The organism is Shewanella sp. GXUN23E (assembly GCF_050865035.1).
In the GTDB taxonomy this organism is placed as follows: Bacteria; Pseudomonadota; Gammaproteobacteria; order Enterobacterales; family Shewanellaceae; genus Shewanella.
This window is the reverse complement of sequence record NZ_JBOZWP010000014.1, coordinates 75075-88445: the sequence shown is the minus strand read 5'-3', so window position 1 is coordinate 88445 and position 13371 is coordinate 75075. Positions and strand designations below refer to the sequence as shown.

11 protein-coding genes are annotated in these 13371 nt (G+C 52.9%); 5 read left to right on the top strand and 6 right to left on the bottom strand.

Annotation, left to right across the window (positions count from 1 at the left end; all coding sequences use genetic code 11):
• Nucleotides 1–105: 105 nt before the first annotated feature.
• The gene (gene prmA / locus ACRRUX_RS13190) at nucleotides 106–987 is read right to left on the bottom strand and encodes a 50S ribosomal protein L11 methyltransferase (RefSeq protein WP_432531042.1); all 882 of its coding nucleotides are present in this window, start codon (nucleotides 985–987) and stop codon (nucleotides 106–108) included.
• A gap of 340 nt (nucleotides 988–1327) precedes the next feature.
• Between prmA and ACRRUX_RS13185 the strand changes: the two genes are divergently transcribed.
• From ACRRUX_RS13185 to ACRRUX_RS13175, 3 genes are read left to right on the top strand one after another with little or no spacing between them, the layout of a single operon-like run.
• A complete protein-coding gene (locus ACRRUX_RS13185; protein ID WP_432531040.1) occupies nucleotides 1328–2053 on the top strand; it encodes a fumarate reductase cytochrome b subunit in 726 nt (241 codons plus the stop codon).
• Nucleotides 2054–2113: 60 nt separating this feature from the next.
• Complete coding sequence (locus tag ACRRUX_RS13180; protein WP_432531038.1) at nucleotides 2114–4111, top strand: fumarate reductase flavoprotein subunit; 1998 nt, start codon at nucleotides 2114–2116, stop codon at nucleotides 4109–4111.
• Nucleotides 4108–4845 carry a fumarate reductase iron-sulfur subunit gene (locus ACRRUX_RS13175; protein ID WP_432531036.1) on the top strand — a complete coding sequence of 246 codons (738 nt, stop codon included), beginning with the start codon at nucleotides 4108–4110 and terminating at the stop codon, nucleotides 4843–4845. The genes ACRRUX_RS13180 and ACRRUX_RS13175 overlap by 4 nt, the downstream gene beginning before the upstream one ends.
• Before the next feature lie 547 nt (nucleotides 4846–5392).
• Here the strand turns inward: ACRRUX_RS13175 and rho are convergent.
• Nucleotides 5393–6658: a transcription termination factor Rho gene (gene rho, locus ACRRUX_RS13170; RefSeq protein ID WP_432531034.1), complete on the bottom strand. Its 1266-nt coding sequence runs from the start codon at nucleotides 6656–6658 to the stop codon at nucleotides 5393–5395.
• A gap of 221 nt (nucleotides 6659–6879) precedes the next feature.
• Entirely contained in the window at nucleotides 6880–7206 is a 327-nt protein-coding gene (trxA, locus tag ACRRUX_RS13165; RefSeq protein WP_432531032.1) for a thioredoxin TrxA, read from the bottom strand.
• Nucleotides 7207–7461: 255 nt separating this feature from the next.
• Here trxA and rhlB point away from each other — a divergent pair, with 255 nt between their 5' ends.
• Nucleotides 7462–8781 (top strand): ATP-dependent RNA helicase RhlB, encoded by a 1320-nt coding sequence (gene rhlB / locus ACRRUX_RS13160; protein WP_432531030.1) that lies wholly within the window; start codon nucleotides 7462–7464, stop codon nucleotides 8779–8781.
• Nucleotides 8782–9711: an exopolyphosphatase gene (locus tag ACRRUX_RS13155; protein WP_432531028.1), complete on the top strand. Its 930-nt coding sequence runs from the start codon at nucleotides 8782–8784 to the stop codon at nucleotides 9709–9711. It begins immediately after the preceding gene.
• Between the two features lie 70 nt (nucleotides 9712–9781).
• Here the strand turns inward: ACRRUX_RS13155 and ACRRUX_RS13150 are convergent, their stop codons facing one another.
• The 3 genes from ACRRUX_RS13150 to ACRRUX_RS13140 all read right to left on the bottom strand — a co-directional run bounded on the left by ACRRUX_RS13150 (nucleotide 9782) and on the right by ACRRUX_RS13140 (nucleotide 13363).
• Nucleotides 9782–10315 (bottom strand): thioredoxin family protein, encoded by a 534-nt coding sequence (locus ACRRUX_RS13150; protein WP_432531093.1) that lies wholly within the window; start codon nucleotides 10313–10315, stop codon nucleotides 9782–9784.
• A 193-nt stretch (nucleotides 10316–10508) separates the two neighbouring features.
• Nucleotides 10509–11519, bottom strand: a complete 1011-nt coding sequence (hemB, locus tag ACRRUX_RS13145) for a porphobilinogen synthase (RefSeq protein ID WP_432531026.1) — start codon at nucleotides 11517–11519, stop codon at nucleotides 10509–10511.
• Nucleotides 11516–13363, bottom strand: coding sequence for a sensor domain-containing diguanylate cyclase (locus ACRRUX_RS13140; protein ID WP_432531091.1), 1848 nt, complete (start codon nucleotides 13361–13363; stop codon nucleotides 11516–11518). The genes hemB and ACRRUX_RS13140 overlap by 4 nt, the downstream gene beginning before the upstream one ends.
• Nucleotides 13364–13371: the final 8 nt, after the last annotated feature.

Sequence of the window (13371 nt, the reverse complement as noted above, 5' to 3'; positions counted from 1 at the left end):
TTTGCACTCTCTGAAAAGGTCAATAAATGACCTGGGCGCAACTTTTTTTCTTGACTTTTGATCGTCGAGAAGTCAACGCTGACGCGCTGTGCAGCCTCGTTTGGCTTATTTACGTACACCCGTCAAGCGAGTCCAGTCTTCTTTGTGAGCAGGTTCATCCATCTCAAACCATTGGGCATAGCATTCAGAGATTTCTTCGGCCTGTTCGCGCAGCAGTCCTGACAGCGCAAGTTTGCCACCTGACTTGACCAGATTGGCGATCAAAGGTGCCAGTTCGCGCAGTGGACCGGCCAGAATATTGGCCACCAGAATTTCGGTTTGCAGATCAGCCGGTTGATCCTGTGGCAGGTACAGCGCCAGGCGGTCAGCAACGCCATTGCGCTCGGCATTGGCTTTGGAAGCATCAATCGCCTGGTAGTCGATGTCGATACCGGTTACTTTGGCGGCACCCAGCTTAAGCGCAGCAACCGCCAGAATGCCGGAGCCACAACCGAAATCCACCACTTCTTTGCCGGCCAGATCCAGTCCATCGAGCCATTCCAGACACAGGGCGGTGGTGGGGTGAGTGCCGGTACCAAACGCCAGACCCGGATCCAGAATCACGTTGACCGCTTCTGGCTCGGGAATTTCACGCCAGCTTGGGCAAATCCACAGGCGCTCACCAAATTTAATTGGGTGGAAGGCATCCATCCATTCGCGAACCCAGTCTTTGTCTTCGATCTGTTCAATCTTGTAGGCGAAGTCGGCTGCCATGTAGGGCAGGCCTTTAAGCATTTCCACAATAGGTTGCAGATCCATGCCTGCGTCGAACAGAGCGATGACAACAGTATCGGTCCACAGTGGGGTTTCACCCAACTTGGGTTCAAAAATGGGCTCATCCTGGCCATCTTCAAAGGTGATGGACACTGACCCCAGTTCCATCAAAAGATCACTTAAAAGTTCGGCTTCTTGTTTGCCGGTATGAATGCGCAGTTGGATCCAGGCCATGACATGCCCCTGTGGCTATCTTGAAAATTGGGGCGGTATTGTAGCCCAAGGCGCACGGCAGTGCGAATATTCGGCGAATTACGGCGGGATAATCCTGAGGTGAAATTTAAACTTGCGAATTTAATATTCGATAACTAAATGAATTTATTGGTTAATTGGTCTGTCCGGTGGGGGTATTTGGCAGCTGGCGCGTGATCATTCTCTGAAAATAGTCATCTCTTCGGTGATCTGTGTCGCAACTTGTTCATTATTGCGCCACGGTTAACATCGGCGCTGCTATCTTAACCTTCCCTACTCAAAATCAGGCCGGTTTCGGCCACATCTGATGTAAAAATATAAAATGACAACCAAAACCTATGTACCCAATCCCGTCAGTCCGCGGGTGCTCGGGCATCACTGGTCGGCCAAGGTCGATCGGTTGCAGAGTGCTACCGGGGTATTGATGGGCGTATTTTTGTTGTTCCACCTGCATTTTGAATCCAGCATTCTGCTGGGAAAAGATGCTTTCTATCACGTGGTGCATCTCCTCGAAGGCAGCATGTTCAGTGATGACGGTAAGGGCTTCCCCATTATTACCCAGATCATCTCTGTGTTTATGCTGCTGGTGTTCGTGGTGCATGCACTGACGGCACTGCGACGCTTTCCTACCCAGCTGGGTCAGTGGCGTGCACTGCAATCCAGTCTTAATACTATCAACCATCGCGATACCCGTATTTGGTACTTCCAGTTGCTGACCGGCGCTGCGCTGTTCTTCCTCGTGCCTGTGCATCTGTTTGAGATGATCCAAGCGCCGGCCATTGGCCCGAATATGAGTGCCGAGCGGGTGTATCACGACAACACCTGGCTGTTGTACGCCCTGTTGCTGCCTGCTGTGGTAGTGCATGCGGTATTTGGTCTGTACCGGGTTGCAGTGAAATGGGGCGTGACATTCCAGCGTGAAAAGCTGCGTGCCTTTGCCCATATGCTGCTGATTTACCTGATGGTGCTGGGGATTGCCAGCCTGATGTGTTACTTGCTGATTGGCAGCGAATTGAGCTTGCCGGTGACACCTTATTCACCCAACTAAGCCATTCAGCCGTGATAGCGCAGTGACCTGTCACACAGGAAGCTGCGGTAAGGAACAAGCGTGAAAATTATCTATACAGATTCATTGGTGGTGGGTGCGGGCCTTGCCGGTCTGCGGGTTGCCATCGCCTCCAAAGAACGGGGACTGGACACTCTGGTGTTGTCCCTGATCCCTGCTAAACGTTCTCACTCGGCTGCGGCCCAGGGCGGTATGCAGGCCAGCCTGGGCAATACCGTTAAAGGTATGGGTGACAATGAAGACGTCCATTTCCAGGATACAGTCAAAGGCTCCGATTGGGGCTGCGATCAAACTGTCGCCCGTATGTTCGCTCACTGCGCCCCAAAAGCGGTACGTGAGCTGGCCAACTGGGGTGTGCCCTGGACCCGGGTGACCAAAGGTCCACGTCAGGTGGTAGTGAATGCCGAGAAGGTGACCATTGAAGAAGCGGAAGCGGCCCATGGCCTGATTAACGCCCGTGATTTTGGTGGCACCAAGAAGTGGCGCACCTGTTATACCGCCGACGGCACCGGCCACTCGCTGCTGTACGCAGTGGACAACAAAGCCATTTCTCTGGGCATTCCAGTGCATGAGCGCATGGAAGCTTTAAAGATCATTCACGACGGCAAGCGCTGTCATGGGGTCATTGCCCGCTGTTTGATCACCGGTGAACTGCGTGCCTATATCGCCAAGTCCACCACCATCGCCACCGGCGGTTATGGCCGTATTTATGAAGTGTCCACCAATGCCATTATCTGTGAAGGTATCGGCCAGGCGATGGCGCTGGAAACCGGCGTGGCGACCCTGGGAAATATGGAAGCGGTGCAGTTCCACCCAACCGCCATTGTGCCTGTGGGCATTCTGACCACTGAGGGCTGTCGTGGTGACGGTGGTCTGCTGCGTGACGTCGATGGTCACCGCTTTATGCCTGACTATGAGCCAGAAAAGAAAGAGCTGGCCAGCCGCGACGTGGTATCCCGTCGCATGACAGAGCATATGCGCAAAGGCAAAGGTGTGGATTCGCCATACGGTCCGCACCTGTGGCTGGATATCACCCTGCTGGGCCGTGAACATATCGAAACCAACCTGCGTGAAGTGCAGGAAATCTGTGAATACTTCCTGGGGATTGACCCGGCGGTGGACTGGATCCCTGTGCGCCCGACTCAGCATTATTCCATGGGCGGTATCCGTACTGATGCCACAGGCGAAAGTCCGCAGCTCAAAGGTCTGTTCAGCGTAGGTGAAGCGGCCTGCTGGGATATGCACGGCTTTAACCGTCTGGGCGGTAACTCCCTGGCGGAAACCGTCGTTGCCGGCATGATCATCGGTAAATACGTGGCCGATTTTGGTGAAAACAACGATCTGGTACTGGATACCAGTTTGGTTGAGCAGGCCATGGGTGAGCTCAAAAGCGAAATTGATGAGCTGATCGACGGTGAAGGCAGTGAAAGTCCTTATGTGCTCAAGCAGGAAATGCAGCGCATCATGATGGACTATGTGGGTATCTTCCGTAATGGTCCCGAGCTGGACAAAGCGGTGGAAGGCCTCAAAGCGCTGCTGGCGCGCAGTCGCAACCTTATCGTCAAGAACAAGAAGCGTCATGCCAACCCTGAGCTGGTAGAAGCCCTGCGGGTGCGCCGCATGATTAAAGTTGCGCTGACCGTTGCCTGTGGTGCTGCGGCCCGGACCGAGAGCCGTGGTGCTCACGCCCGGGAAGATTACCCACAGCGTAACGACCGCGACTGGCTGAAGCGCACCCTGTGCCGCTGGCCGGATGCCAATGCGCTGGAGCCGGAAATTCATTATGAAGATCTGGACGTGATGCAGATGGAGCTGCCACCCGGTTACCGTGGCTATGGTATCGACAATACCATCCCGCACCCTGACACCGCCAAGCGTGAGGCAGAAATAGCCATCAAGCTGGCTGAGCTGGGCGAGCATGCTGATCGCTATGAGCAACAACAGGCGCTGATGCCATTTGAATTACCTGAAGAATTAATGCCAAAGAACGAGCGGTTGATCGACAAGCTGTCAGCCCATGTTGGAGAGAAAAACTCATGAGTCAGGGCCGTACCCTTACCTTCAAAATTTTCCGTTTTGACCCGCAACAGCCGGGCGACAAGCCGAAAATGGTCAGCTATCAGCTGAATGAAACGCCGGGAATGACAGTGTTTATCGCCCTGAACCGTCTGCGCGAAGAGCAGGACAGCTCACTGCAGTTTGACTTCGTGTGCCGTGCCGGTATCTGTGGCAGCTGCGCCATGGTGATTAACGGCATGCCGACACTGGCCTGCCGTACCCTGACCAGCAAGTTTAGCGACCCGACCATTACCCTGATGCCACTGCCTGGCTTTGAGCTGATTGGTGACTTGTCGGTGAATACCGGTAAGTTTATGCGGGAAATTGCTGAGCGTCTGAAGCTGTGGCTGCACCCGCGGGGTGATGATCAGGACATTCATGTGCTGGAAGCGCCGATGGATCCGGAAGAGGCCGCCAAGCTGTATGAGCTGGAGCGCTGCGTGGAGTGCGGTGTGTGTGTGTCAGCCTGCGCCACCAAGCAGATGCGTGACACCTTTGTGGGGGCCGTCGGCCTGATGAAGATCGCCCGCTTCGAGCTGGACAGCCGCGATGCCCGCAGTGCCGATGATTTCTATCATGTGATAGGCAATCAGGATGGGGTATTCGGTTGCATGACACTGCTGGGCTGTCAGGACAACTGTCCGAAAGACTTGCCACACATGCAGCAGATTGCCTATCTGCGCCGCAAGATGTCAGCCACTCTGGTGTCTTGCTGAGCGCCTGGTATTCACGCCAAAAACCGCTGATTACCGCAAATAATCTTACTCCGTTATGTCAAAGCCACCCTCGCGGGTGGCTTTTTTCGTTGTATTAACGCCGGTAGAACTGCGTAATACCAACTTCATTAATAGTCTGATCAATTCAGAGCGCGTCAGGGATGCTGATTCAAGGCGCATTGATTGAGTAAGGGTGACTCCCTTTGAAAGCAATGCAACACACAAGCTGGACGCCTGACACGCTCACTCAGTGCGGGTTTCAATGCGTTGAGCCGTTCTGACATGGCACCACTATGACTTCGCCAGCTTGCAAGCCACAGGGATGGGGCGAATGTCATTAACGCACGACTGCATGGATGCAGGAGGTAGAGCAACGCAGGAGCAGTTGCCGGGGAGCGGTTGGTGACCTTGCCTCAAGCGCATTGAACTCCCGCTGATACAGATCAACTATGAAATGAAATTGGTATATCTGGATGCGCTTGCTGAGTTGTAACGTCAACAAAAAAGCCACTCAATTGAGTGGCTTTCATCGGCATTTAGCGGTTGATTAAGACTTGGTGCGCTTCATGGCTTCGAAGAATTCTTCGTTGGTCTTGGTCATCGCCAGCTTGTCGATCAGGAACTCCATTGCAGCTACCTCATCCATTGGATTGAGGATTTTGCGCAGGATCCACATCTTCTGCAGTTCATCCTGAGTGGTCAGCTTCTCTTCGCGACGGGTACCGGAGCGGTTGAAGTCGATAGCAGGGAATACGCGCTTTTCTGCCGCCTTGCGGGACAGGTGCAGTTCCTGGTTACCGGTACCTTTAAACTCTTCGTAGATCACTTCGTCCATCTTGGAGCCGGTGTCGATCAGCGCGGTCGCGATAATGGTCAGACTGCCACCATGTTCGATGTTACGGGCGGCACCGAAGAAACGCTTTGGACGGTGCAGGGCGTTGGCATCCACACCACCTGTCAGTACCTTGCCTGATGACGGGATAACAGTGTTGTAAGCACGGGCCAGACGGGTAATGGAGTCCAGCAGGATCACTACGTCTTTCTTGTGCTCAACCAGGCGCTTGGCCTTTTCGATCACCATTTCAGCAACCTGAACGTGACGGCTGGCTGGCTCATCGAAGGTTGAGGCAATCACTTCGCCCTGAACCAGACGCTGCATTTCGGTCACTTCTTCAGGACGTTCGTCAATCAGCAGCACCATCAGCACAACTTCTGGGTTGTTATAGGTGATGGATTGAGCAATATTCTGCAGAAGCAAAGTCTTACCTGCTTTTGGCGGTGCTACAATCAGGCCGCGCTGACCTTTACCCACAGGGGAGCACAGGTCGAGAATTCGTGCGGTGATATCTTCAGTAGAACCGTTACCACGTTCCATACGCAGGCGCTCTTCGGCATGCAGTGGGGTCAGGTTTTCAAACAGGATCTTGTTGCGGGAGTTTTCTGGCTTGTCGAAGTTAACTTCGTTGACTTTCAGCAGGGCAAAATAACGCTCACCTTCTTTTGGCGGACGGATTTTACCGAAAATGGTATCACCGGTGCGCATATTGAAGCGGCGAATTTGGCTGGGCGATACATAAATGTCATCCGGGCCTGCCAGGTAAGAACCGTCGGCACTGCGCAGGAAGCCGAAACCATCCTGCAGAATTTCCAGCACACCGCCACCGAAAATATCTTCACCGCTTTTGGCGTGGGCTTTGAGGATGGAGAAAATAATGTCCTGCTTACGGGCACGGGCCATATTTTCCAGTTTCATGCTATCGGCTAAAGCGACTAAGTCGGAAATCGACTTGTTTTTTAATTCTGATAAGTTCATTTCGATGGGTCTTGTAACTACGCGACAGGCTCATCGCGCTCAATCTGCTTCGATTGTAATGACGTGAGTGGATTGAACGGAGAGGAATGGGTTATTTGAAATAATCTGGTTATTAAAGTAGCACTAACCGACGGAGGCGTCCATATTTTTTCGGAAGGTACGGCACAATTTCCCCAAGAAAATTGTGCCGTTTGACTCAAAAGTCAATTAACGAGCCGCAATTAGATCTGCGCGTCGATAAATTCTTTCAGTTGAGTCTTGGACAGCGCGCCCACTTTGGTGGCAACCAGCTCGCCGTTTTTGAACAGCAGCAGGGTTGGAATACCACGCACGCCATACTTGGCTGGAGAAGCGTTGTTCTGATCAACGTTCAGTTTGGCTACGGTCAGTTTGCCTTCGTATTCGCCGGCAACGTCATCCAGGATTGGAGCGATCATTTTGCATGGACCGCACCACTCAGCCCAGAAGTCTACCAGTACAGGCAGTTCTGATTTCAGTACGTCATTTTCAAAGCTGTCGTCGCTCAGGGTTACGATTTTGTCACTCATGATCTTCTCCGGTTTATGTGGTGCCATCGCTGGTTTGTGATTGGCATACCCTGTATATTGGGGACGTTTTTTGGCATTTCAAGCCCGGGAACGGGGACTCAATCAATATTTCAACACCGATACTGGTGATGATGCCTGACCTGGTCAGCACTCAGCTTTACTGAATGCCCCGTCCTTGGCTTACGCCTTGTTTTACTTGCCGCTATTTCAAACGATCGAGTATCTTATTGCAACCCTAACTGGTATGCTTGCGCTATGAGCGAAACACATTTATCCAAACAAAAATTTGCCGAGTTCCCTCTGCAAGAGCAGGTGCTTAAGGCACTGTCCGAAAACGGCTTTGAGTATTGCACTCCGATTCAGGCACTGTCGCTGCCAATTCTCCTTCAGCAAAAAGATATCGCAGGTCAGGCACAGACAGGTACAGGTAAAACCCTGGCGTTTCTGGTTGCTACTTTTAACCACCTGTTGACCACTGCTGAGCCGGAAGGTCGTCAAACCAATCAACCCCGTGCCATCATCATGGCGCCTACCCGTGAACTGGCGATTCAAATTGCCAAAGATGCCACGCTGTTGTCCAAGCATACCAAACTCAAGGTTGGCATCGTTTATGGCGGGGAAGGTTATGACGCCCAGATGAAAGTGCTGGAGAAAGGGGTTGATGTGCTGATCGGGACCACTGGTCGTATTATCGATTATGTGCGTCAGGGGGTGATTAACCTGTCAGCCATTCAGGCTGTGGTGCTGGATGAAGCCGATCGTATGTTTGATCTGGGCTTTATTAAAGATATCCGCTTCCTGTTCCGCCGTATGCCGGATGCCAAAAGCCGTCTGAATATGCTGTTTTCTGCCACCCTGTCGATGAAAGTGCAGGAGCTGGCCTACGATCACATGAACGACCCGGAAAAGGTTGAGATCGCTCCGGAAGAGAAAACTTCCCGCAATATTAAAGAAGAGCTGTTCTATCCATCAATGGAAGACAAGCTGCGTCTGCTGCAGACGTTGATTGAAGAAGACTGGCCGGACAAAGCCATTGTGTTTGCCAACACCAAGCACATGTGTGAGAAGCTGTGGGCGGCGCTGGAAGGCGATGGTCATCGTGTGGGTCTGCTGACCGGAGATGTTCCGCAGAAGAAACGTCTGCGTATTCTGGAGCAATTCACCAAGGGACAATTGGATATTCTGGTGGCCACTGACGTAGCTGCCCGTGGCCTGCACATCTCTGATGTGTCCCACGTGTACAACTATGATCTGCCGGATGACTGTGAAGACTATGTCCACCGTATCGGTCGTACCGGTCGAGCCGGTCAGAAAGGGGTGTCTGTCAGCTTTGCCTGTGAAGAATACGCCCTGAACCTGCCTGCCATTGAGGAATATATTCAGCACTCCATTCCTGTCAGCAACTATGACAGAGATGCGTTGCTGGAGGATCTGGCTCCGGCGGTGAAGATCCATCGTAAACACAGCACTGCTCCGCGCAATATGCGTGAGCGTACCGGTGCGCCAAGACAACAGGGCGCACATCGAAGTGGCGGTCGTCCTCCACGTCATGACAGGACCCGTAGACACTCGTAAATGCGCCAGACCAATTATGCAGCTATAACTCTGGGGTCAAACAGCTTCAATATGCTGGTGGCCCGCACAGAGGGGCACAGACCCAAGATCATCGCCAAGTACAAGCGTAAAGTGCGTTTGGCCGAGGGAATGGGTGAAGATGGTCGTCTGGCCGATGCCGTAATGGAACGTGGTCTGGATTGTCTGGCCATGTTTGGCCGCATGCTGGATCATCACAAAGTTGACAGACGCAACGTCGCCGCGGTGGCAACCGCGACACTGCGCAGTGTCAATAATGCCGATGAGTTCAGTCAGCGTGCCGTGCCTTTGCTGGGATGCCCGATTGAGGTGATCTCAGGGATGCGTGAAGCCGAGCTGATTTACCAGGGCATGGTGGCCAACACCACTGGTGGCGGTCGTCGTCTGGTAGTGGATATCGGTGGTGCCAGTACTGAATTTATTGTCGGCGAAGGCATGGAAGTGCTGTTTAAAGCCAGCGTCGGCTTTGGCTGTGTCACCAGCTCCCGCCAGTTTTTCGATAAATTTCCCCACAGCCTGAAGAATTTTGAAGATGCGGCGGTCGATGCCATTCGGATCCTCGGCGATAAAGAGCTGGATTTGCGGCGTCTTGGCTGGAATGGTGTGGTTGGGGCGTCAGGATCAGTGCAGTCTGTAATGGAGCTGTTGGCCCATCGCGAGCAGCCGCAGATCATCACCAAAGAGGTGTTGTTTGCTTTGCGTACAGAAATTCTGGCGCAGACAGATATCAAACTCAGCGGTATTAAAGGCTTGAATGCTGAGCGTGTGCCGACTTTTGCGGCCGGTGTGGCGATTCTGATTGCGCTGTTTGAGCAGCTGCATATCGATAAGCTGCATTTATCCGGTGGCGCGTTGCGTGAAGGTGTATTGCAGCAGCTTGCTGAGAATTTAAGCTATTCTGCCGCTGGCTGATCTTTAGCTTACCGTCGAATACCGAAAAGGCCGCATTAGCGGCCTTTTTTGATCTGCGTGTAACGCAAGCTCAGTTGAGAATATTGGCCAGATCTTTTTCCAGCGTTTCGGTTGGACGCTCAACGATACGACCCACTTCCTTACCATTCTGCAGCACGATAAAGGTGGGGATGCGAGTAAACTCATACTGTGCAGCCAGGCCTTCAGGATCCTGCTTCTGACGATCCACGCCTATGTATCTGGCGGTGATATTGGGGTTGTTGAGCTCTTCCATGATACGGATAAAGCGTGGAGTTTCCCGGTGACAATCCGGACACCAGGTGCCAATGATGACCACGATCTCTGTTGGCGTATCGACGGCTTTCAAGGCCGCCAGAGTCTGCTCATCTACCTGATAGCTCTGGTAGCCTTCGCTGAAATCATCTTCTGTTACCAGTTGTTTTGGTTCGATTATGCCGGTCAGAATCAATTCTTGTTCCTCTTGGGTACAGGTGGCGATGAGCCCCTGAGTTTCCGTTTCAAAACCACAGCCACCGGCCGCGAGACTTTGGGCACTGAAAAACAGTGCTGTGGTGGCGAGCAGTGCCTTTACCGCGTTTGTCATCATATCAGAACCTCTTACTTTACATACCGCTGATCCAATCATGCAGAAGGATTTTTGCCCAGTGGCAATCGCGCCGAATGTTATCTGGATCACTTTGTTTATAAAACATTAATTGAACTGGGTCCTGGTGGTCTGACGGCATACAAAAACGCCGCCTCGGCAGTACCGGGCGGCGTCTTCTGTCAGTGCTGAACTATTTGCCTTCTTTCAGCCATTGAGCGGCCTGTTTGGCGAAATAGGTCAGGATGCCATCGGCGCCGGCGCGCTTGAAGCACAGCAGAGACTCCATGATCACCGCTTTTTCGGACAGCCAGCCATTTTGAATAGCAGCCATGTGCATGGCATATTCACCGCTGACCTGGTAAGCGAAGGTCGGTACGGCCAGTTCAGTTTTCACCCGGCGAACGATATCCAGATATGGCATACCAGGTTTCACCATTACCATGTCGGCACCTTCCTGGATGTCCAGTGCCACTTCATGCAGAGCTTCATCGCTGTTGGCCGGATCCATCTGATAGCTGTGCTTATTGCCACCTTTGAGGTTGCCGGCAGAACCCACTGCATCGCGGAATGGACCATAGTAATTGGAAGAGTATTTGGCACTGTAAGCCATGATCTGGGTGTTTACGTGGCCTGCCGCTTCCAGCGCCTGACGGATGGCACCGATACGACCATCCATCATGTCAGATGGGGCGACCACATCGGCACCGGCTTCGGCATGGGACAACGCCTGCTTCACCAGAATTTCAGTGGTGATATCGTTTAGGATATAGCCGGTATCATCGATGATGCCGTCCTGACCATGGGTGGTGAACGGATCCAGTGCCACGTCAGTCATGACGCCCAGTTGCGGGAATTCACGCTTCAGTTCACGTACCGCGCGCTGCGCCAGTGCATCGGGATTGTAGGCTTCTTCCGCCAGCAGGGTTTTCTTTTCAGCGGGAGTTACCGGGAACAAGGCGATCATTGGAATGCCCAGCTCCACCAGTTCTTCGGCTTCCTTGAGCAGCAGATCGATGGAGTAACGCTCAACACCTGGCATGGAGGCAACCTGCTCGGTACGATTGTTGCCTTCCAGCACAAACATAGGATAAATGAGGTCGTTAACCGTCAGCTGGTTTTCGGCCATCAAGCGACGGCTGAACTCGTGCTTGCGCATGCGGCGCATTCTGCGGTTGGGGAAAGCACTGGTAATGATATTCACATTCGACTCCTGAATTCGGTGACTCTCGTATCCTGTGGCGAATAAAGACATGCCCTGTTGCGGCCGCTCTGTTTGGCCTGATAAAGGGCCTTATCCGCTTGCTCTAGTAACTCTGTCGGGTGCTCATCAGATTCGATGACAGCTGCGCTGGCGCCCACACTGATGGTCAGTGGGATGCGAACATCTTCCCAACGAATATCTGCATTCATTACCGCTTGGCGTATCTGTTCAGCCAGTTGCAGTGCACCTTCGGCAGAGGTATTGGGCAGTATGATAGCAAACTCCTCCCCGCCAAAACGTGACAGCAGATCACTTGGACGCTTAAGTTGTGACTGAAGTAACTCTGCCACGTGGCGTAGTATTTCATCACCGGCCAGATGGCCGTAGTGGTCATTGATCCCTTTAAAACCATCGACATCGGCCATTAACAGTGCAATGGAAGTTTGCTGGCGACGACTGATACGGCCTTCGGCAATCAGGCGCTTGTCAAAGGCTCGGCGGTTTTTCAGTTGGGTCAGGCTATCTACCGTGGCTTTCTCGGTTAGCTTCTGGTTGGCTTCGTTCAGTTCTCTTAAGGTGATTTCCAGCTCAAGTGTGCGCTCCTGTACCATGCGCTCCAGCTTCTGCTTGGTTTTCTCTTCATCCCTCAGCGCCTCTTCACGCAGCTCCTTCAGTCGCTGCGCCTGCTCCAGTGCCTTTTGTTGCATATCCTGTTTGGCGCGGCGCTCATCGTTGTAACGTACTGCCAGTACCGCCGCCATAAACAACACTTCAAAGGTCAGGCCAATCATTACCGGCAGCTGGGGTTTGAAGTCAGCATGCAGCAATCCCAGATACAACATGCCGGTATAAAGTGCGCTGCTGAGCATGGTGCACCAGCCAATGCTGTATAGCTTGGCGAGCTTGTCGCCCTGCAGTGCCTGCCTCATGGCAAACACCATCAACATGCTGCTGACACCCAGTACCATGAGGATCTGCAGCCGGATGGCAAGATCGTAACTCATCAACGGTGATATCACGCTCAACAGTACCGCCATGGCCGCGGTGCTCCGGCACAGGCGCAACTGGCGAATGCTGACCCGCTTGAGCCGTAATACCTTCTCGGTAAACATGACCGCGAAAGCCATCACTATGGGGATGAGAAATGGAATGGCATAGATCTGTAATTGCGGTATTCCCGGCCACAGAAAGCGAAAGGCAAAGCCATGAATGGCGGCAACCAGCAGAGTCATCGACAGTACATAACCTGAATAGTAGGCGTAGCTGTACGAGCGTGAGGTATAGGCGACAAACAGGGCGAACAGACCGATGGCTGCCAGAGCACCGAGCTGAATGCCACTGAGCAGGAAGTTGGATTCGGTGCGCTGAATTTGCAGCGCCGGCGACAATAGCTGAAAGTCCAGATGCGACGAGCCACGGGAATCAATGCGGATATACAGAGTATGCTGACTGTTGGGCTGCAGCTCCATCGGATACAAAAATGCCGTACTCTGAATGAGTCGCTGCGCAAAGGGCAGGCTGTCCCCGGTTACCAGATGATCGATCAGGCGACCGTCATTCAGATGAAACAGCTCAATGCGATCCAGCAGCGGGTTATCCAGCGCCAGTATCCGCAACTGATATAAATTGGCGTTGTCCACGGTCAGGCGAAACCACAACTGGCTGACGCCGATCCGCTGGGTGATGCTGGTGTCCAGTGCGCCCCAGTCACTTTCGGGCAGTTGCATCAGCTCGTTGAGACTCAGTGCATCCAGTTCACACACCTGAATCCAGCTATTGAGACTGATCCCCGGCTCAGAATATTCATTCAGATGCAGGACATTGTCTGCCTGAGCGGACGTCATCAGCAGTA